The 21,607-nt window shown below is 70.7% G+C and carries 10 protein-coding genes and 1 pseudogene; 7 read left to right on the top strand and 4 right to left on the bottom strand.

The annotated features are described in order from the left end of the window. Nucleotides 1-18 precede the first annotated feature (18 nt). From KBX50_RS32695 to KBX50_RS06805, 4 genes are all read right to left on the bottom strand, one after another. Entirely contained in the window at nt 19-249 is a 231-nt protein-coding gene (locus KBX50_RS32695) for a hypothetical protein (RefSeq protein ID WP_247673210.1), read from the bottom strand. Continuing rightward, a complete protein-coding gene (locus tag KBX50_RS32690; protein WP_247673209.1) occupies nt 242-400 on the bottom strand; it encodes a hypothetical protein in 159 nt (52 codons plus the stop codon). Before KBX50_RS32690 ends, KBX50_RS32695 begins: the two co-directional genes overlap by 8 nt. A 297-nt stretch (nt 401-697) precedes the next feature. Beyond that, on the bottom strand, nt 698-1,945 hold the full coding sequence (ectB, locus tag KBX50_RS06810) for a diaminobutyrate--2-oxoglutarate transaminase (RefSeq protein ID WP_210935622.1): 1,248 nt from the start codon (nt 1,943-1,945) through the stop codon (nt 698-700). 188 nt (nt 1,946-2,133) lie between these two features. Continuing rightward, on the bottom strand, nt 2,134-2,331 hold the full coding sequence (locus tag KBX50_RS06805; RefSeq protein WP_093402962.1) for an MbtH family protein: 198 nt from the start codon (nt 2,329-2,331) through the stop codon (nt 2,134-2,136). Between the two features lie 177 nt (nt 2,332-2,508). Here KBX50_RS06805 and KBX50_RS06800 point away from each other — a divergent pair, with 177 nt between their 5' ends. The 7 genes and pseudogenes from KBX50_RS06800 to KBX50_RS06770 all read left to right on the top strand — a co-directional run bounded on the left by KBX50_RS06800 (nt 2,509) and on the right by KBX50_RS06770 (nt 21,606). Continuing rightward, a complete protein-coding gene (locus tag KBX50_RS06800) occupies nt 2,509-3,456 on the top strand; it encodes an ornithine carbamoyltransferase (RefSeq protein WP_210935549.1) in 948 nt (315 codons plus the stop codon). Continuing rightward, nucleotides 3,453-4,925: an amino acid adenylation domain-containing protein gene (locus tag KBX50_RS06795; protein ID WP_210935548.1), complete on the top strand. Its 1,473-nt coding sequence runs from the start codon at nt 3,453-3,455 to the stop codon at nt 4,923-4,925. Before KBX50_RS06800 ends, KBX50_RS06795 begins: the two co-directional genes overlap by 4 nt. Continuing rightward, nucleotides 4,922-5,860: pseudogene (locus KBX50_RS06790) on the top strand (threonine/serine dehydratase); the annotation flags it as partial. The gene KBX50_RS06795 and the pseudogene KBX50_RS06790, both read left to right, overlap by 4 nt. A 113-nt stretch (nt 5,861-5,973) precedes the next feature. Beyond that, nucleotides 5,974-6,984: a 2,3-diaminopropionate biosynthesis protein SbnA gene (gene sbnA, locus KBX50_RS06785; protein WP_210935546.1), complete on the top strand. Its 1,011-nt coding sequence runs from the start codon at nt 5,974-5,976 to the stop codon at nt 6,982-6,984. After that, the gene (sbnB, locus tag KBX50_RS06780) at nt 6,978-7,988 is read left to right on the top strand and encodes a 2,3-diaminopropionate biosynthesis protein SbnB (RefSeq protein ID WP_210935545.1); all 1,011 of its coding nucleotides are present in this window, start codon (nt 6,978-6,980) and stop codon (nt 7,986-7,988) included. Before sbnA ends, sbnB begins: the two co-directional genes overlap by 7 nt. Continuing rightward, nucleotides 7,985-14,446, top strand: a complete 6,462-nt coding sequence (locus tag KBX50_RS06775) for a non-ribosomal peptide synthetase (protein WP_210935543.1) — start codon at nt 7,985-7,987, stop codon at nt 14,444-14,446. The genes sbnB and KBX50_RS06775 overlap by 4 nt, the downstream gene beginning before the upstream one ends. Beyond that, complete coding sequence (locus KBX50_RS06770; protein WP_210935542.1) at nt 14,443-21,606, top strand: non-ribosomal peptide synthetase; 7,164 nt, start codon at nt 14,443-14,445, stop codon at nt 21,604-21,606. Before KBX50_RS06775 ends, KBX50_RS06770 begins: the two co-directional genes overlap by 4 nt. Nucleotide 21,607 lies beyond the last annotated feature (1 nt).

Raw genomic sequence — 21,607 nt, 5'->3', positions numbered from 1 at the left:
CCGGATTACCTGATGACGTCAGATGGTGCGGATCGTGATGAGGTCCTCGAGTCCTGCGAGGTCGTCGGCGTGGCGAGGGTAGACGGCGACGTCGTGGGCGTGTGCGGTTGCGGCGATGAGGAGGTCCGTCACCCTTGCTCGTGGCTGGCGGCCGGTCTCGACGACGCGGGCGGGCAGTCGTGTGTAGCTGTCGGCGATGGCGGCGTCGATGGGCAGCGGATCGAACGGCGTTGGATGGCGCTCAGCCAAGTGAGATGGAGCGCCCTCGCCTCGGCGGTTTCGCGATCAGGACACCGAACTGGAGTTCGGCGAGGCTGGCGACGCTGATGGCCAGTTCACCGGGGATCGGTGTGACGTCGTTGGCGCTGAGGGTGCTGGTATCGAGGATGCCGCGGCCCACCGCTGAACCCACGGATCGGTGACGGTGTCGTCCAGGAGATCCCGATGCCCGCCCAACCGGGGTCGGGCATGGCCCACGCAGCTCAGGCCACTTCGCGGCTCCGGACCCCCTGCCCCAGTCAAAGCAGCCGGTCGGGCGGCACTGACACGTTCAAGATCCGGGCAACTTCCCTGCTCTTGCTGTCTCGCGGTCGGCTGAGGCAGCAACAACAGGGAAGTTGCCCGGATCTTGGGTTCGGCAAGGGCCCAGCGGCTACACCGGGTACGGCGGGTGCACCGGGTACGGCGGGCCTGCGACTCAGCAGGCGACTGCTGCCGCCACCGACTGCTCCAGGATGCCGAGGCCCTCGGCCAGTTCATCGTCCGTCAGGGTCAGGGGCGGCATGAGCTTCACCACCTCGTCGGTGGACCCGGATCTCTCCACCAGCAGCCCACGGGAGAACGCCTCCTGGGCGACCCGTCGGGCCATGTGCGGCTCCCGGAAGGCCAGACCCCACACCATGCCCCGGCCACGTGAGGTCGCGATGTGCGCCTGGTGCCGCTCGGCGAGTTCCGCGAGCCAATCCTCCAGCAGGATGTCCCGTTCCGCTGTCTGCTTCTCCAGTTTGCTGTCGACCCAGAATTCCTTGAGCGCCGCGGCTGCGGTGACGAAGGCGAAGTTGTTGCCGCGGAAGGTGCCGTTGTGTTCGCCGGGTTGCCACACGTCGAGTTCGGGGCGGAAGAGCGTGAGGGACATCGGCAGGCCGTACCCGCTGATGGACTTGGAGAGGCAGACGATGTCGGGGGTGATCCCGGCGTGTTCGAAGCTGAAGAACGGGCCGGTGCGGCCACAACCCATCTGGATGTCGTCGACGATCAGCAGCACGTTGCGGCGGGCGCACAGCTCGGCGAGGTCGGCGAGCCAGATCGCGCGGGCCGGGTTGATGCCACCTTCGCCCTGCACGGTCTCCACGATGACGGCGGCCGGTAGGTCCATTCCGCTGCTGCTGTCGGCGAGCATGGTGTCGAGCAGGGTGAGCCCGGAGACCTGACCACCGGCGAAGCCGTCGTACGGGACTCGCCAGGTGTTTCCGAGTGGGACGCCGGCGCCGGCGCGCAGGGTGGCGTTTCCGGTGAGGGCCAGGGAGCCGAGTGACATGCCGTGGAAGGCGCCGGTGAAGGCGACGACGGTGTGGCGTCCGGTCACTTTGCGGGCGAGTTTGAGGGCGGCCTCGACGCTGTTCGTGCCGGTGGGTCCGGTGAACTGCACGCGGTAGTCCAGGCCACGGGGAACGAGCACCTGCGATGCGAACTCGGTGAGGAAGTCCTGCTTGGCGCCGGTCAGCATGTCGAGGCTGTGGGTGACCCCGTCCCGCTCCAGGTAGTCCAGCAGGGCCTGCTTGAGGGTCGGATGGTTGTGGCCGTAGTTGAGGGCGCCCGCGCCGGCGAAGAAGTCAAGGTAGGCGCGGCCGTCATCGGCGAACATCCGGCTGCCACGCCCGTGGTCGAACACGATCGGCCAGCTTCGGCAGTAGCTACGAACCTCTGACTCAATAGTCGGGGCCATCATGGTGTCTCCTCGGAGTTGGAGCTGCCCGTCCATCACGGTTTTGGAGTCGCGTCGATGTAGCTGTCCGCGTCCACGGCGCTGAGCTGCCGGCCCTCGGCGACGGGACGTTGTGCTGCCGCCCCGCCGCACGCCGTGTTCGGCGGGGCGGGGCGGCATGAGGTGTGGTGCGGTGCGGACTTCGGCCGTCAGGCCCGGGCCATCTGCTCCCGCAGGCTTCGCGGCCGCATGTCCGACCACACCTTCCCGATGTGATCCAGGCACTCCTGCTTCGACCCGGACGTCCCTTCGGCGGTCCAGCCGAGCGGCAGCTCCCGGTCGGCCCACCAGATCGAGTACTGCTCCTCGTCGTTGCGCACGACGCGGTAGACACCGTCGTCAGTCATGACCCCTCCGGCATGGTCGGGTGATCCGAATAGCTGAACCCGATGTTGCCGGCCCACGCGTACCGCCCATAGAGACGAATACGCAGAGGCGTCGTGCGACTCCGTCCCTGTTCGACGGTCCGCGCCTCGCGCAGGCTCTGGGGTCACGGCCGATCGCCACCTGGAAGGGGGCTCGGCATGACCGAGCGACGCCATCTGATCTCCATCGACGACCTCTCCGACGACCAACTGCGCTGGATCGTCCAGCGCGGCGCCGAGTACTCGCGTGGTTCCGCGGGAGCCGACCAGCCCCTGTCCGGGGCGGTCGTCGGCGTGCTGTTCCGTAAGACCTCCACCCGTACCCGGACCGCGTTCTCCGCCGGTGCGCTGCGTCTCGGCGCCGGTCTGATCACCTACGGCCCGAACGACCTGCAACTGGCCACCGGCGAGTCGGTGGAGGACACCGGCGCGGTGCTCTCCGGCATGCTCGACGTCCTGGTCGCCCGCACGGTCGGTCCGGAGTCCGAGCTTCGGGCGTACGCCGCCCAGAAGCGCATGTCGGTGATCAACGCGATGAGCGCGGTCGAACACCCGACGCAGGCCCTCGCCGACCTCACCACGATCGTCCGGCATTTCGGTCGGGTCGAGGGCGTACGGATGCTCTACGTGGGGGAGGGGAACAACACCGCCTCGGCGCTGACCCTCGCGCTGTCCCGGTACCCCGGCGCCGAGCTGCACCTGCGTACCCCGCCCGGATACGGCGTGGAGCAGCGCTACCTCGACCAGGCGGCAGTCTCCGCCCGGCGTAGCGGCGCTCGGGTCGAGCAGCGGCACGACGTGTCTGATCTGCCGGCGGTCGACGTCGTCTACACCACCCGTTGGCAGACGACGGGTTCGACGAAGCCGACGCCCGACTGGCGTACCGAGTTCGCCCCGTTCCAGGTCAACGAGGAGTTGATGGCGGCCTGCCCGGGCGCGGTGTTCATGCACGACCTGCCGGCACATCGGGGCGAGGAGGTGACCGGGGTGGTGCTCGACGGGCCCGACAGCATCGCCTTCGCCCAGGCCGAGAACAAGTACCACAGCGCCCGGGCGGTCCTGGAGTGGTGCGCCGCCGACCGGCCGAGCGGCGGAGCGGGGCTGTGACCACGTTTCTCGACGACATCCTGACCCACGCCACGACCCGGCCCGACGCACCGGCGATCGTCACCCCGGACACCGCCCTGTGTTACGAGGATTTCGCCGCTCGTACCGACCGGTTGGCCCGGGCGCTGGTCGCCCGGGGCGTCGGACCGGAGCAGGTCTGCGCGGTCATGGTCGACCGTGGCCCGGAGGCCGTCATCGCGATGGCGGCCGTGCTCCGGGCGGGTGGCGCCTTCCTCACCCTCAACACCGAGCTGCCCGATCAGCGACTGGCGGCGATGGTCCGCACCGCCCAGGCCCGGTTCCTGGTCACCACGCCGTCCCGGGCCGGGCAGCACGACCTCGCCATCGACGGCCCCACCGTGTTCGTCGACGCGCCTGACACGCCGGCACCCCTACGACCGGTGTCGCCCCGATCGCTGGCCTACGTCAGTCACACCTCCGGTTCGTCCGGGCCCCCGAACGCGGTACTGCTGGAGCACCGCGGCGTCACCAACTATCTACGGTTCATCGTCGACGACTACCAACTCGGTCCGGACACCGTGGTGCTGCAACTCGCGCCGTTCGGGTACGACGCCTCGATCCGCGACACGTTCGCCCCGCTCGTCGCCGGCGGGCGGGTGGTCCTGGTGCCGCGCTCCACCCTGTTGCGCGCCGGTGAGTTCGTCGCGGCCCTGCGCCGGTGGGGGGTGAACACGATCCTGTCGGCCACCCCGACCTTCCTGACGTCGCTGCGGCGTAGCGACCTGCCCGACCTGCGGTTGACCGTGTCCAGCGGTGAGTCGCTGCGACCGTTTCTCGTCGCCGGTGGCCGGGGCCGGGTGCCCGGACGGATGTTCAACCAGTACGGCCCGACCGAGACCACGATGACCTCGACCCGCTTCGCCGTGCCGCCGGTCCCGGACACGACTGTCGACCTGATCGGGTCACCGATCGACGGTGTGCGCGTGCATCTGCTCGACGACGAGCTGCACGCCGTGCCGGACGGCGGTGTCGGCGAGGTGTGGATCGGTGGATGTGGGGTCGCGCGCGGGTACAGCGGCCGACCGGGGTTGACCGCGGACCGGTTCCTGCCGGACCCACACGGCGCGCCCGGCGCGCGGATGTACCGCACCGGTGACCTGGCGCGTCGGCTGCCCGACGGTGACCTCGTGTATCTCGGCCGCATCGACCGGCAGATCAAGGTCCGGGGCTACCGGATCGACCCGGCCGAGATCGAGGGCGCGCTGCTGGCCCATCCCGCCGTCACCGGCGCGGTGGTCACCTCGGGTACCGATGCCGGCGGCCGGGTCTTCCTCATTGCGCACGTCGCCGCCGCGTCGACGGAGGTGACGGACGCAGCGCTGCGTGCCCACCTGGCGCTGACGTTGCCCCACTACATGATCCCGCGACGGTTCGCCCGGATCGACCGTCTACCGACGACGGTCAGCGGCAAGACCGACCGCAGGGCGGTCACCGTGGACGGGCCATGAGGACGACAGGTGTCGAGCCCACCCTCGCGGACGTGCGCCTGGCCGCCGACCGGATCACCGGCCTGGTGGATCGGACTCCGGTGCTGGCGCTGGATTCGCGGGTGCTGGTCAAGGCCGAGCACCGTCAGCGCGGCGGCTCGTTCAAGATCAGGGGCGCGGCGAACGCGATGCTAGCCCGGTACGCGGACGAGGTGGTGGCGGGTTCCTCCGGTAACCACGGCATCGCCGTCGCCATGCTCGGTGCCGCGCTGGGCATCAGGGTGACGATCGTGATGGCCGCCGGGGCCAGCGACGGCAAGGCCCGGACGATCCGGAACCTCGGCGCCAGCGTGGTCCAGGTGACCGGCGGCGTGGTCGAGCGTGACCGTCGGGCCGCGGACATCGCCGCGGCGACCGGGGCGGTATTCGTGCCCTCCTCCGACGACGAGCTGGTGGTGGCCGGGGCCGGCACGGTCGGGCTTGAGGTGCTCGAACAGGTGCCGGGCGTCACGACGATCTTCGTACCGACCGGCGGTGGTGGCCTGCTGGCCGGTGTCTGCCTGGCGGCGTCGGCGCTGTCCCGGCGGGTGCGGGTCGTCGGGGTGGAGCCGATGTCCGCACGCCGCTACGCCGTTTCCGTTGCCCAGGGTGCGCCGACCGAGCTGCCACCGTCCATGACGATCGCCGACGGTCTGCGCGGGCAACGACCCGGTGCGGTTCCCTGGCCGATCATTCGGCACCGGGTCGACGATCTGATCGGCGTGACCGACGAGGCGATCACCCACGCGCTGGGTGTCCTTCGCCGAGCCGGTGTGAGCGCGGAACCAAGCGGTGCGGTGGCGCTGGCCGGCGCGCTACGGCGCGGATCTGCCGGCCGTGCGGTCGTGATCGTTTCGGGTGGAAACGGCGCGGCCGGCAGCAGCAGCACGAAGAAAACGGAAGAACCTCCGGCAGAACTGCTGCCGGCGTCAACCGGTGAGTCTGCATGTTCTTCCCTGCGCTGTCTCGATGGTGCGGAGGAATCTCGTAGTAGGCGCATCGCGGCGGATGCAATTCGAGGAGCGGCTCTATGACCGAACAAACCCCCACCGGGTCAGGAGTGCTGGCGACCATCGGAGCGACACCGATCGTCGAGCTGGTGAAGCTCGACCCCGAGAGTCCGTTCAGGACGTTCGCAAAGTTGGAGTCGCACAATCCGGGCGGCAGTATCAAGGACCGCTCGGCGCTGGAGATGCTGCGAGAACGCATACACGACGGGCGGCTCGTACCCGGAAGATCGGTGGTGATCGAGTCCAGTTCCGGCAATCTCGGAATCGGACTCGCGCAGGTCTGCGGGTACTACGGAATCCGCTTCATCTGTGTGGTGGACCCGCGCACCAACAAGGACAACATCGCCATCATGCGGGCGCTGGGCGCGCAGGTCGAGGTGGTCACCGATGTCGACCCGGCCACCGGAGAGTACCTGCCCGTCCGTATCCGTCGGGTGCGTGAACTTGTCGCGACGATCGATCACGCGTACTGCCCGGACCAGTATTCGAACCCGCTCAACCCGCAGGCACACCGTACGACCGTACGAGAGATCGTGCGCGCCCTGCCGGACATCGACTACCTGTTCTGTGCCACGAGTTCCTGCGGCACCCTGCGGGGGTGCGCCGAATACATCCGGACGCACCAACTGCCGGTGACCATCGTGGCGGTGGACGCGTTGGGCAGCGCGATATTCGGCCCGGCGGTGGGGTGGCGGATGATTCCCGGCCACGGCGCATCGGTGCGTCCGAAGCTGTACCGCAGCGATCTGGCCGACATCGTGGTCCGAGTCGACGACCTCGACGCGATCGTGGCGTGTCGCAGGCTGGCCGCCCGCGAGGCGATTCTCGTCGGTGGCTCGTCGGGCGCCGTCGTGGCGGGCCTGGATCAGATGCGCGATCAGATCCGACCCGGGGCCACCTGCGCGATGGTCTTTCCCGACCGCGGTGAGCGGTACCTCGACACCATTTACGACGACGACTGGGTCATGACGTACTTCGGTGACGTGTCGCACCTGTGGACCAAGCCCGACATGGAGGTGGCGCCATGTTGATTCTCGGAGCAGATGAGGTCCGTTCCGTCCTCGACGGGGGCGAGCGCGATGTGGTGTCCGCGGTGGAGGCGGCGTACCGGTCGCACGCGGTGGGCCGTACGCGGGTACCGCAGTCGGTTTTCCTCCGCTTCCCCGACGGAGAGCGCGAGCGGATCATCGCGCTGCCGGCCTATCTGGGCGGTGAGACGCCGACCTGCGGGGTGAAGTGGGTGTCATCCTTCCCCGGCAACCTCGACCGGGGGATGCACCGGGCCTCGGCCGTGATGATCCTGAACTCGGTACAGACCGGCGTGCCGGAGGCGATCCTCGAAGCGTCGGCGATCTCGGCCGGGCGTACGGCCGCGAGCGCCGCCCTGGCGGCGTCCACGCTCTCCTCGTCCAGCCCGGAATCCGCGGTGACGCTCGTCGGCTGCGGTCCGATCAACTTCGAGGTGCTGAGATATCTGCGCACCGTGCTGCCGACGCTGGACACGGTGACCCTGTACGACCTCAGCGCCGAACGGGCGCAGTCCTTCGCCGCCGAGGCGCGGTCGGTCTGGCCGACGTTGAAGATCGACGTGGCCGAGCACGCGGCCGACGCCATGGCCCGCCACAAGCTGGTGTGCCTGGCTACGACGGCGAGCGCCCCGCACCTGGGTACCGAGCACTGCCGCCCGGGAACGCTGGTGCTGCACCTGTCCCTGCGTGACCTCACCACCGACTCGATCCGTTCCAGCGTGAACATCGTCGACGACGCGGACCACGTGTGCCGGGCCGCGACCTCGCTGGATCTGGCCCAACAGGAAGCCGGCCACCGCGACTTCATCGCCGCCTCGCTCGGCGAAGTCCTGGTGGCCGGTGAGCGGTACGTCAGAAGCGACGAAGCCGTGACGGTGTTCTCCCCGTTCGGTCTCGGCTGCCTGGATCTGGCAGTGGCCGACCTGGTCCGGCGTTCGGCGTCGGGCCGCGGCCTGGGCACCACATTGGATGACTTCCTACCGACGAAGCAGCAGGTGTGCGCATGACTGACATCCTCGAAACCGACAACCAGCTCCGACTGTCGTTCGAGCAGGAGCAGCTGTGGTTTCTCGACCAGGTCCGGTCCGGCACCCAGGAGTACCTGTTGCACTGGGGATTCCGGCTGCGCGGGCCGCTGGACCGGGCGGCGCTGACCGCCGCCTTCACTGACATCGCCGGCCGGCACGAGATTCTGCGTACCCGCTATTCGACTGTTGACGGACAGCCGGTGCAGATCATCGACGAGCCGACGGCGGCCGACCTCACGGTGGTGGACCTCACCGGGTACCCGGCAGCTGAACAGGACCGACGGGTACGGGAGATCGGCGAGGCGGCGGTGACCACGCCGCTCGATCTGCGTGAATCCGCCCCCTGGCGGCTGACCCTCGTGCAGCTTTCCCCCACCGACGCGATCTTGATGCTGGTGGTGCATCACATCGCCTTCGACGGCCCGTCGCTGGGCATCCTGGCCCGGGAACTGGGCGTGCTCTACGCGGCCCATGCCGCCGGCGAGAAGTCGCCCCTGGCGCCGCTGGAGCTCCAGTACGCCGACTTCGCCGACTGGCAGCGGAGCCGATGGGACGCGAACGACGCGGCGATCGTCCGGCACCTGGACTACTGGCGTGAGCGACTGGCCGGACTGCCGTCACTGGACCTGCCCACGGACCGGCAGCGCCCCGCCGCCTGGGAGCCGGCCGGCGACGTGGTGGCGTTCGCGGTGCCGGCTCCGTTGGCGGCCCGGATCAGCTCCGTGGGACGCGCCGCCCGGGCGACCCCGTTCATGGTGTTCCTGGCCGCCTACCAGCTCCTGATCAGCCGTTACGCGGACCAGCTCGACTTCGGTGTCGGGGTGTCGACCAGCGGGCGGAACCGGGTCGAGCTGGAGCCGGTGATCGGCTCGCTCGCGCAGACGGTGGTGCTGCGGACCGACCTGTCCGGCGATCCCACCTTCGTCGAGCTGCTCGGCCGGGTCCGCGAGACGGCCCTGGACGCCTTCGACCACAAGGACGTGCCCCTGCAACGCCTGGCCGCCGAACTGTCGCCGGACCGCGGTCTGTCCCGCAACCCGCTCTTCCAGGTCGGGTTCGCGGTCCTGAACGGCCAGGGGGAGCCGCTGAGCCTGCCCGGCGTCGAGGTCGACTGGGTGCCGACCCCCGTACGCAGTGCCACCTTCGACATGTCGCTCCAGATGACCGAGGAGCCGGACGGATCCTGGGTCGCCCGGATCACCTATCCGACCGCGCTCTTCGACCGGGCCCGGATCGAGCGGATGGCCGACAACTACGTGGCGCTGCTGGAGAACCTGGCGGCGGCGCCGGAGAAGCCGCTGCGCGAGGTGCCGACCGTGGCGGCCGCGCAACAGCAGCAGTTGCTCGGCTGGCACCCCGCGCCGCGCGCAGCGGCCGACGCGCTGCTGCCGGACCTGTTCCGGGCGCAGGCCGAGGCCACGCCGAACGCGGTGGCCGTGGTCTGCGGTGACACCGAGCTGACCTACGCCGAGCTGAGGTCCAGGTCGGACAACCTGGCCAGCTTCCTGCGTAGCCGCGGAGTCGGCGCGGAAACCGCCGTCGGCGTCGCCCTGCACCGCGGTACCGATCTCGTGGTCGCGCTGCTCGGCTCGCTCACCGCCGGCGCGGTCTACGTCCCGCTCGCACCCGACCTGCCCGACGAGCGACTCGAGTTCATGATCGAGAACGCCGGCGTCGAACTGGTGCTCACCGACACGGCGCTGCGACAGCGGATCCCGCAGCAGACCCCGGTGGTGCTGCTCGACGAGCAGTGGGACGACATCGCCCGCGCCACGCCACCGCCGCCGGTGGCGCTCGACGCCGCGAACGCCGCCTACGTCATGTACACCTCCGGCTCCACCGGCCGCCCCAAGGGCGTCGTGATCAGTCACGGCGGGATCCGGAACCGGGTGCTGTGGGCGGTGGACCAGTTCGCGCTCACCGGTACCGACCGGGTGCTGCAGAAGACGACCATCGGGTTCGACGCGTCGATGTGGGAGTTCCTGGCGCCGCTGGTGTCCGGCGGTTCGGTGGTGATGGCGCCGCAGGACGCGCACCGCGACACCGCCGTGATGGTCGGTGCCCTCGCCGCGTACCGGGTCACCGTGGTGCAACTCGTCCCGTCCGTGCTGCGCACCGTGGTCGAGGAGCCGGAGCTGGCCGCCTGCGACGCGCTGCGGCTGGTGTGCTCGGCCGGGGAGCCGCTGCCGACCGAACTGTGCGAGCGACTGCTCGGCGTGCGGGAGGTGGAGGTGTACAACACCTACGGCCCGACCGAGTCCTCGATCGACGTGACCGCGTGGCGCTACGCACGGGGGGGGAGCGACGGTACGGTTCCGATCGGTGCCGCGCTGCCCGGCGTCGACCTGTACGTGGTGGACTCCGCCGGTCGGCTCGCGCCCATCGGCGTACCGGGTGAGTTGTGTATCGGCGGTGTCGGCCTCGCCCGCGGTTACGCCGCGCGCGGCGACCTCACGGCCGAACGCTTCACCCCGAACCCCTTCGCCACCCGGCCCGGCCAGCGGTGGTACCGCACCGGAGACCTCGCCAGGTGGCGTGACGACGGGGTCCTGGAGTTCGTCGGCCGCCTCGACGCGCAGGTCAAGGTGCGCGGCGTGCGTGTCGAACCCGGTGAGGTGGAGGCCGCGCTCCGGGCACATCCGTCGGTCGCGGCGGCCGTGGTCACCTCCTACCGGTCCGTCACCGGCGACCTGGAACTCGCGGGCTACGTGGTGCCGGCCGCCGGGACGGTGGAGATCGACGAGTTGTCCGGATTCCTCGGCACCCGGCTGCCCGCCGCGATGGTTCCCGCCAGCATCGTCCCGCTGGCCGCGCTCCCGTCGCTGCCCAACGGAAAGGTCGACAGGTCGGCGCTGCCGCACCCCGGCAGCCGCCCGCCCGGCGACGACCCGGATCACGCCGAGCCCGATGACGTGCCCCCCGGTCACGTCGCTCCCCGGACGGAGACCGAGCGAGCCGTCGCCACGCTGATGGGCGAGCTGACCGGGGCCGAGCGGGTCGGCGTCGCCGACGACTTCTTCGCGCTGGGTGGTCATTCGCTGCTGGCGATCCGGCTCGCGCACCGGTTGCGTCGCCGGTTCGGGCTGGAGCTGACGGTGGCCACCCTGTTCGAGGGACGGACCGTGGAGCGGGTCGCCGCGGCGATCGACGCGGGCACGACACCCGACAGCGAGCCGCAGATCGTGCCCGTACCCCGCGACGGCGCCCTGCCGACCTCGTTCGGCCAGCAACGACTGTGGTTCCTGGACCAGCTCGAACCGGGTAGCGCGGAATACCTGGTTCCCCTGGTGTACCACCTCACCGGAACGCTCGACACCGCGACGCTGCGCCGCGCGGTAGAGCAGGTCAGCGCCCGGCACGAGGTGCTGCGCACCCGCTACGTCGGGGACAGCGGCGTTCCGCTGCAACTCGTGGATCCCCCTGGCCCGGTGCCCTTCGACGTGGTGGACCTGACCGGCACCGCGGATGCCGCGCAGCGCGCCAGGACGATCATCGAAGCGGTGAGCGCCCGGCCGTTCGACCTCACCGACGAGCGTCCGCTGCGGGTCACGGTCGTGCACACGGCGGCCGACGAACACCTGGTCGCGATCACCCTGCACCACATCGCCTTCGACAACTGGTCGCTCGGCATCCTCCTGCGTGAGCTGAACGAGGCGTACGCGGCGGGGCTCGCCGGCACCCAGTGGTCGACGCAGCCGCTTCCGGTGCAGTACGCCGACTTCGCCGCCTGGCAACGCGACCGGCAGGCCGACGGCAGCATCGGCAACCAGATCGAGCACTGGCGAGACCGGCTCGCCGGGCTCGTGCCGGTCGAGCTGACCCCCGACCGGCCCCGCCAGCCCGGGCGTGACCTGCGCGGCGAAATGCTGATCGTCGATATCCCGCAGACCACCGGAGCGGCAGTACGCGAGCTGGGCAACCAGACCGGCGCAACCATGTTCATGGTGCTGCTGGCCGCGTTCGACGTGCTGCTGAGCCGCCACACCGGCCGCACCGACATCGCGATCGGCACCCCGGTCGCCGGTCGGACGCGGCCGGAGACCGAGGACCTGGTCGGCTTCTTCGTCAACAACCTCGTGGTCCGGGCCGACCTGGGCGGGAACCCGACCTTCCTGGACCTGGTCGACCGGGTCCGCCGGAGCGCCCTGGAGGCGTTCGCCAACCAGGAGGTGCCGTTCGAACACCTCGTCGACGCCCTGCAACCGGACCGCGACCTGTCCCGCAACCCGCTGTTCCAGATCATGTTCGAGGTACAGCACACCGGTGCCGGCAACGCGGCGTCCACCCTCGCCGGCTGCGCCGCGACCGGCCTGGACAGCGGCCTGTCGGTGGCCAAGTTCGACCTCACCCTGTCCGTGATGGAGCAGCCGGACGGCCGGCTGGAATGCTGGTTCGAGTACGCCACGGCGCTGTTCGACCGCTCGACGATCGAACGCCTCGCAGGCCAGTACCTACGCCTGCTGGGCGGCGTGACCGCCGCCCCGCAGGCCCGGATCAGCGAGTTGGATCTGCTGTCGGCCGACGAACGCCACACGATCGTGCACCAGTGGGCGGACCCGGACGCGGACCGGCTGGACCTGCTCGACCCGCCCGGCGAGCGGCACCTCTCGGTACCGGAGCTGTTCGAACAGTGGGCGGCCCGGACTCCGGAGGCGACCGCCGTGGTGTTCGGCGCCGAGCGGCTCGGCTACGCCGAGCTGAACGCCCGGGTCAACGAGCTGGCGCACCAGCTCCGTGCGCTGGGGGTCGGCCCGGAGGTCGTCGTCGGCTCGTGCCTTCAGCGTGGGATCGCCCCGGTCGTGGTGCTGCTGGCGGTGCTCAAGGCCGGCGGGGTGTACGCGCCGTTCGACCCGGAACATCCGCCGGAGCGGCTGCGCTACATGCTCGCCGACGCCGGAGCACAGCTGGTGGTGACCACCGGCAGGTTCGCCGACCGGTTCGCCGGGCACGACCGGCCGGTGCTGGTCGTCGACGACGGGGACCGGGCGAGCGGCCGGCCGACGACCGACCTGGCAACCGTCACGGTGCCGGACAACCTCGCGTACATCATCTACACGTCCGGGTCGACCGGCCGCCCCAAGGGCGTGATGATCTCGCACCGGGCGTACGCGCACCACTGCCGGGTGGTCGCCGACCAGTACGGCATCCGCCCGGGCGAACGGGTCGTGCAGCTCTCGGCGCTCACCTTCGACGTCGCGATGGATCAGATCGGCGCCACCCTGGTCACCGGCGCCACGATCGTGGTGAGCGACCCGGTCTTCTGGACGCCGAGCGAGCTGCCGGCCAAGCTGGCGCAGTACGGCGTGACGGTCATGGAGATCACCCCGGCGTACTACCGGGAGATGATGGAGTCCGGCGTGGACCGGCTCACCGCGATGAAGACCATCAACGTCAGCTCGGACGTGGTGACCGTCGACGACGCTCAACGCTGGGCGGCGACCGGCCTGCCCGGCCGGTTCCTCTGCACCTACGGGCCGACCGAGGCGACCGTCACCTGCATGTTCAACCCCGTCTCGGGCGATCTCGCCGACGAGCGCAGCACGGCCACCCTGCACATCGGCCGGGCGGCCGCCGGTACCCAGGTGTACGTGCTCGACGCGGAGATGCGTCCGCTTCCGGTCGGGGTACCCGGTGAGCTGTACCTCGGCGGCGTGCGCCTGGCCCGTGGCTACCACGACCGGCCGGAGCTGACCGCGGAGCGGTTCGTGCCCGACCCGTTCGCCACCGAACCGGGAGCGCGCCTCTACCGCACCGGCGACCTGGTGCGGCTCCGGCCGGACGGCGCTGTCGACTTCCTCGGCCGCCTCGACACCCAGGTGAAGATCCGGGGTTTCCGGATCGAACTCGCCGAGATCGAAGCCGTGTTGGCCAGGCACCCCGCGGTGCCCGCGGCCGCCGTCGTCGCGAGGGACGTCAGGCCCGGCGACAAACGGCTCGTCGCCTACCTGGAGTGGCCCCACGACACCGGACCCGACCTCGACGAGCTGCGGGCGTACCTCCGGGAGTCGCTGCCCTCGTACATGATCCCGTCGGCCTGGGTCACCGTCGCGGCCCTGCCCCTGTCGCCGAGCAAGAAGGTCGACCGGGCGGCGCTGCCGGATCCGAAACCGTCCGAACTCGACGGTGCCCGCGGGTACGTGGCGCCGCGAGACCCGGCGGAGGAGACCATCGCCGGGATCTGGTCGGAGATTCTCGGCGTCGACCGGGTCGGCGTCGACGACGACTTCTTCGGACTCGGTGGGCACTCGTTGCTGGCCACCCGGGTCCTGGCCCGGCTGCGGGCGGCCTTCGCCGTGGAGGTCCCGCTGCGCTGCCTGTTCGAGGCGACCACCGTGGCCGAGCTGGCGGTGGTGGTGACCGACCTGATCACGGCGGAACTCGACGAGTTGACCGACGCCCAGATGAGCGAACTGCTTTCCCAGGATGGTGCCCTGTGACTGAGACAATCGATCGAGCCGGTCTGCGCGCGGAACTGCTTCGGCGCAGGCTCGTAGGCGCCGCGACCGCCGCGCCGGACGAGGGGATCACCCGGGTCTCGCGGGAGACGCCGCCCGCGCTGTCGTTCGCGCAGCGTCGGCTGTGGATTCTCGACCAGGTCCGGCCGGGCGGTACGGAGTATCTGGCCAGCGCCGGCCTGCGCCTGTTCGGGCCGCTGGAGCCCGCCGCGCTGCGGGCGGCGCTGGACGCGATCGTGGCCAGGCACGAGGTGCTGCGCACCCGCTACGTGGTGGTCGACGGTGAGCCGGGCCAGGTGATCGACCCGCCGCAGCCGGCCACGCTGCACGAGGTGGACCTGCGGGGCCTCGATACCGCCGCGCAGGACGAGCGGATCGCCGGCTGGATGACCCACGACCGGGCACCCGTCGACCTGGCGACCGGCCCGGTGCTGACCGGCACCCTCGCGCGGCTGGCCGACGAGGAGCACGCGCTGGTGGTGACCCTGCATCACATCGCCTTCGACGGCTGGTCCGAGCAGGTGCTGTGGCGGGAACTCGACCGGTTGTACACCGCCGCGCTGACCGGCGGGCCGTCCCCGCTGGCGCCACTACCGGTGCAGTACGCGGACTTCGCCGCGTGGCAGCGCGACGCGATGTCCGGTGCCAAGCTGGACCGTCAGCTCGACTACTGGCGGCAGGCGCTGGCCGGCGCCACCGCGCTGGAGCTGCCGCTCGACCGGCCCCGCCCACAGGTCCGGGACAGCGCCTGCGACCTGGTCCCGTTCGCGGTGTCCGCGCCGGACGCCCGAGCCCTGCACGAACTCGCCCGCCAGTCCGGCGCGACGCCGTTCATGGTGCTGATGGCCGTGTACGCGATCACGCTGGGCCGGTTCGGCCGGAGCAACGACATCACGATCGGCACCCCGGTGGCCTGTCGCGACCGGGCCGAGGTGCAGGACCTGATCGGGCTGTTCCTCAACACGCTGGTGCTGCGCACCGACCTGTCCGGTGACCCGTCCTTCCGCGAGGTGCTCGGGCGGGTGAAGGAGATGGCGCTCGGCGCCTACGCCCACCAGGAGCTCCCGTTCGAACGGCTGGTGGACGAACTGGCCCCGGTGCGCGACGCGTCCCGGACGCCGCTGTTCTCGACCATGTTCCTGTGGGCCAACGGGGATGCCACGGCCCGCCGCGTCGGCGAACTGCGCGCCGAGGAACTTCCGGTCGGCGAGAGCGACGCCAAGTTCGACCTGACCCTGGTGGTCGTCGACCAGCCCGACGGCACCCTCACCGGCTTCCTGAACTACGCCACCGCGCTGTTCGACCGGGACACCGTCGAGCGGTTCGCGAGCCACTTCACCGCTCTCGTCGGCAGCATCGCGGCCACGCCGGACGCACCGATCAGCCAGCTCGTCGAGTCCCCACCGGCGGAGCGGGAGCTGGTGCTGCGGACGTGGAACGAGACCGAGGTGGCGTACCCGACCGGCACCCTGCCGGAGCTGTTCGCGCAGCAGGTGGCCCGGACCCCGGACGCCGTCGCCCTCCGCTTCGAGGGCGAGGACGTCTCCTACGCCGAACTGGACCGGCGGGCCGACCGACTGGCGCGGTACCTGGTCGACGCGGGCGTCGGGCCGGAGTCGATCGTCGGCGTGTGCCGCCGGCGCGGTGTCGAGCTGGTGGTGGCCCTGCTGGCGATCCAGAAGGCCGGCGGCGCGTACCTGCCGCTGGACCCGGACCACCCGGCCGAGCGCCGGGACTACATGTGCGCCGACGCCGGTGTCACAATCGTGCTCACCGACGGCGAACCGGCCATCAGCGGCAGGGAATCGGCACCGGCGAGCCCGGCCCCGGCGCGGCCGGACCACCCGGCGTACGTGATCTACACGTCCGGCTCGACCGGCCGGCCCAAGGGCGTCGTGGTCACCCACCGCGCGATCGTCAACCGGCTGCGCTGGATGCAGGACGCCTACCGGCTGGACGACTCCGACCGGGTGCTGCAGAAGACCCCGTACAGTTTCGACGTCTCGGTGTGGGAGTTCTTCTGGCCGCTGATCACCGGAGCCACGCTGGTGATCGCCCGGCCCGACGGCCACCGCGACCCGCACTACCTGGCCGACCTGATCGCCACCGAGCAGGTCACCACCCTGCATTTCGTACCGTCGATGCTGCGGGTGTTCCTGGCCGAGTCGTTCGGGCCGCTGCCGTCGGTGCGCCGGATGATCTGTAGCGGCGAGGCGCTCCCCGCCGACCTGGTCGCCGCCGTCCACGAGCGGATCGGCTGCGAGCTGCACAACCTCTACGGGCCGACCGAGGCGGCCGTCGACGTCACCGCGGTGCGGTGCGTGCCCGGGACGCCGGTCACCATCGGACGGCCGATCGCCAACACGCGCACCTTCATCGTCGACGAGAACCTGCGACCGGTCCCCATCGGAGTGCCGGGTGAGCTGCTGCTGGGTGGCGTTCAGTTGGCCCGTGGCTACCTCAGCCGCCCGGGGCTCACGGCACAGCGGTTCGTTCCCGACCCGTTCGCCGAGTCCGGTGGCGGGGGAGGACGGCTGTACCGCACCGGCGACCTCGCGCGGTACCTGCCGGACGGCCGGATCGACTACCTCGGCCGACTCGACGACCAGGTGAAGATCCGTGGGCACCGCGTCGAACTCGGTGAGATCGAGGCGGTGGCGGCGGAGCACCCGGGAGTGTCCGCGGTCGCCGTCGCGGTGCACGACGGCCAGCTCGTCGGCTACCTCGTCGCCCGGGACACCGACGCCGGCGTCGAGGTGAGCGACGTGGCGTCGTTCCTGCGTGGCCGACTGCCCGAGGCGATGATCCCGAGCCACTGGCAGCTGCTACCCGCGCTGCCCCTGACCACCAGCGGAAAGACCGACCGGCGCGCGCTGCCGGCCCCGACACCTGGCCGCGCCTGGGCGGCCGGAGCGTACGTCGCCCCCCGCACCGAGGCCGAAGGCGTCGTCGCCGAGGCGCTCGCGGCGTCGCTGGGCATCGACCGGATCGGTGTGCACGACCGGTTCTTCGACGTCGGGGGTGACTCGATCCGGGCCATCCGCGCGATCGGCACCCTGCGCCGGGGCGGGCTGAACCTGTCGGTGCAGGACATCTTCACCCACCAGACCGCGGCGCAGCTGGCCACGCTCGCCGACCGGCCGGCGACCGGTGCGGACGAGCCGCCGGTAGGCCCGTTCGAGCAACTCGATCCGGCCGACCGCGACCGGCTCCCCGACGGCCTGGTGGACGCCTACCCGATGGGTCAGGTGCAGGCCGGCATGGTGTACGAGATGCTGGTCAACGGCTCGCACCCGGCGTACCAGAACGTCACCAGCTTCGACATCGCCGACGACGGCCCGTTCTCGCTGGCCGCGTTGCAGCAGGCCGCGCAATGGCTGGTCGACCGGCACGAGATCCTGCGCACCACGTTCCACCCGTCCGGCTACACCGAGCCGATGCAACTCGTCCACGCCGAGGCGCGGGTCGAGCTGGGCTTCGACGATCTACGCGAGCTCCCGGAAGCCGAGCAGCAGGACATCCTGGAGCGGTACCGGGAGACGATGAAGCTGGCGATGCTGCCCATCGATCACGCCCCGCAACTGCGCTGGCACGTGCACCGCACCGGGGAGCGGACGTGGGTGCTGACCCACACCGAATGCCACGCCATCCTGGACGGCTGGAGCCACCACTCCCTCATCGCCGAGCTGCGGGAGACCTACCGGGCGATCCGGGACGCGGACCCCGACGCGCTGAAGCCCCCGCCCCCGGGACGGTACGCCGACTTCGTCAGGTTGGAACGGCGATCGCTGTCGGCCGGGCCGGACGAGCAGTTCTGGCGCAGCCGGGTCGGCGAGTACGACCGGATCGCGTTGCCGGCGGACACCGCCCCGGCCGGCCACGGCCCGGTGCCGGAGCTGCGGATGTCCTGGCGGCATCTCGAACCGGGGCTGCGTGAGCTGGCCGCGCGGACGCAGACCTCGCTCAAGGCCGTGCTGCACACCGCGCACCTCGCGATGATCGGCGTCATCACCGGCCAGCGGCGGTTCTTCAGTGGTCTGGTCGTCAACGGCCGGCCCGAACTGCTGCGCGGCGACGAGGTGATGGGGATGTACCTCAACACGGTGCCGTTCGCGGTGGATCTGCGTACGCCCCGTTGGCGCGACCTCGTGCGCGCCGTGTTCGCCGAGGAGCTTGCCGTCTGGCCACACCGGCGCTACCCGATCCCCGCGATGCAGCGCGCCTGGGGCGCCGGTACGCCGCTGATCAGCAGCATCTTCTCCTACCTCGACTTCCACGTGCTCGACGCGCAGGAGGACGTGTTCGGCGCGGTCGTCGACGACAGCCCCAACGAGTTCACCCTGGTCACGTTGACCTTCCCGGGCGAGCTGCGACTGGAGTGCCGGGCCGGCTGGGCGACCCAGGAGCGGCTGACCGCCCTGGGCGAGACCTTCCTCGAACTGCTCACCGCGATGATCGCCGACGACGGCGCGAACCCGGTCGACCTCAGCTCGACCCCGGCGCACCGGTTCACCGAGCCGCAGCAGGACTGGCCCGCCCTGCCCGAGGCGTGCGTCACGGACCTGTTCACGGCCCAGGCGCAGGCCCGGCCGGACGCCGTCGCACTCGAGTGCGGCGATTCGCGCCTGACCTACGGCGAACTCGACGCCCGGGCCAACCAGCTGGCCTGGGCGCTTCGTGAGCAGGGCGTCGGCCTGGAAACGCCCGTCGCGGTCTGCATGGACCGCGGAATCGACACGGTGGTCGCGCTGCTCGGCATCCTCAAGGCCGGCGGCTGCTACCTGCCGCTCGACCCCAAGTATCCGGATGGCCGCATCGAGTACCTCCTCGACGATGCCGGCGCCCAGGTCCTGGTGAGCGGGCCGACCCACGCCCACCGTTTCGCGACGCGTGCCGGACTGACCACGCTGAACCTGGACTCCGACTGGTGGTCGGACGGCAGCTGGCCGACCACCGCGCCACCGGTGACCCTGTCACCGGAGAACCTCGCCTACATCACGTACACGTCGGGGTCCACCGGACGTCCGAAGGGCGTGCTGGTCCCGCACCGTGGCGTCGTACGGCTGGTGCACGGCCAGGAGTACGCGCAACTGGACGCCGAGCAGGTCATGCTCCAGATCTGCACGCTCGCCTTCGACGCGTCGACGTTCGAGGTCTGGGGCGCGCTGTGCAACGGGGCCCGGCTGGTCGTCTCCCCGGAAACGCCGACCGCCGACGAGCTCGACGCACTCCTGCGCCGACACGGGGTGACCGTGCTGTGCCTGCCCACCGGCCTCTTCAACACCATGATGGACGTTCGGCCGCAGGCGTTGGCCGGGGTACGGGAAGTGGTGGTCGGTGGCGAGGTGCTGCCGCCGCTACAGGTGCGTAAGGCGATGGAACACGGCGTGCTGGTCAGCAACGGGTACGGCCCGACCGAGACCACCACGTTCGCCACCGTCCACCCACGGCTCCCCCTGCCGGCGCTCACCGACGTCATTCCGGTCGGGAAGCCGATCCATCACACCTACGTGCACGTCGTCGACGAGAACCTCGACCCGGTCCCGTTCGGCGTGCCGGGTGAGCTGTTGCTGGGGGGTCCGGGCGTCGCGCGCGGATACCAGAGCCGCCCGGACCTGACCGCCGAACGCTTCGTACCGGACCCGTCCGGACACGCGCCGGGAAACCGGCTCTACCGTACCGGGGACCTGGTCCGCCAGGACCCGGACGGCACGATCCACTTCATCGGGCGGCGCGACCATCAGGTGAAGATTCGCGGGCACCGCGTCGAGTTGGGCGAGGTGGAGGCCGCGATCGCCGAGCTGCCCACGGTGCGGGCCGCCGCGGCGGCGGCGTACCAGGGCGTGGACGGCATCAAGCAGCTCGTCGGGTACGTCGTGCTCGACGAGGACGGCCCGGCCGATCCCGCCCGGCTCGGTGACGTGATGCGCAGCCGGGTGCCCGGCTTCCTGGTCCCGACGGCCTGGGTCCGCCTGGACCTGCTTCCGTTGAACAACAACGGCAAGCTCGACCGGGCCGCGCTGCCCCGGCCGGCGGCGGCAACGTCGGTACGGGAATACAGCGCGCCGCGTACGCCCACGGAAGTGGCCGTCGCCGAGGTCTGGACCGAGGTTTTCCGCCTGCCCCGGGTCGGCCGTGACGACGACTTCTTCGACCTCGGCGGGCACTCGCTGCTGACGTTGCGGGCGATCGCGATGCTGCGGGACCGGCACGACATCGAGACGACCGTTCGAAGCTTCGTCGAGCACCGCACGCTCGCGGCGCTCGCCGCGTCGATCGACGGCGAGCGGCAGCCGGTCACGGCGCTGCTCTGGCTGCGCCGCACCGGCGACCAGCCGCCACTGGTGTGTGTGCACCCCGGCGGCGGCAGCGCGCACTGGTACCGGCGGCTGGCCGAGCACCTCGATCCGAATCTGCCGGTGGTCGCCTTCGAATGGCCGGGCCCCGACCCGTCGACCGGCGCGGTGCCGTCCACCGAGGAGATGGCGACCCGCTACCTCGCGGAGTTGCGGGAGGCGGTCCCGCAGGGGCCGTACCGGATCTTCAGCTGGTGTGGCGGCAGCGGGGTGAGCACCGAGATGGCCAGCCGGTTGATGGCCGAAGGCGAGGAGGTCACCTTCATCCTGCTCGACCCGGGGCAGGACGCCTGGCAGAAGGAGCACCTCTGGTCGGAGTACGCGCTGATCAAGCAGTGCGTGACGAACCTGGAACGGCTCGACGCGGCGCCGCCGGACGAGGACACCTCGGTGCTCCGGCAGGAGACGCTGGCCCTGCTCGAACACATCGTGGACGACATCGTCGGCAACGACGGGATCACGCTCCCCGAGCGCGGCGCGGGAACGATGTGGCTGCCCGCCGCGCGGATGTGGGAGGAGGTGATGGAGATGGTGCTGTCCTACCGGGACCGCCCGTACGCTGGTCACCTGGATCTGATCGTCAGCGACGAGCTGGCGCAGGGTGAGCACGAGGTCGTCAGCTCCGGCCAGAGCTACGGCGACTACCTCCAGCGGTGGCGCGAGCGGACCGCCGGGCTGGGGGTGCACCGGGCGAAGGGTGAGCACTTCTCGGTCATGAAGGAATACGTGGCGGACCTCGCCGGCATTCTGACCGGGCTGATCGACAAGCCGGCCGGGCGACGGTGAA

This window comes from Micromonospora sp. C51 (assembly GCF_018070435.1).
In the GTDB taxonomy this organism is placed as follows: domain Bacteria; phylum Actinomycetota; class Actinomycetes; order Mycobacteriales; family Micromonosporaceae; genus Micromonospora; species Micromonospora sediminimaris.
Note: the sequence above shows the minus strand (reverse complement) of the source record. Positions and strands in the feature narration are given on the sequence as shown.

Coding starts and splice junctions, on each gene's coding strand:
- KBX50_RS06800 (WP_210935549.1), top strand. CDS start 2,509: ATGACCGAGCGACGCCATCTGATCTCCATCGACGACCTCTCCGACGAC.
- KBX50_RS06775 (WP_210935543.1), top strand. CDS start 7,985: ATGACTGACATCCTCGAAACCGACAACCAGCTCCGACTGTCGTTCGAG.
- sbnA (WP_210935546.1), top strand. CDS start 5,974: ATGACCGAACAAACCCCCACCGGGTCAGGAGTGCTGGCGACCATCGGA.
- ectB (WP_210935622.1), bottom strand. CDS start 1,945: ATGGCCCCGACTATTGAGTCAGAGGTTCGTAGCTACTGCCGAAGCTGG.
- sbnB (WP_210935545.1), top strand. CDS start 6,978: ATGTTGATTCTCGGAGCAGATGAGGTCCGTTCCGTCCTCGACGGGGGC.
- KBX50_RS06805 (WP_093402962.1), bottom strand. CDS start 2,331: ATGACTGACGACGGTGTCTACCGCGTCGTGCGCAACGACGAGGAGCAG.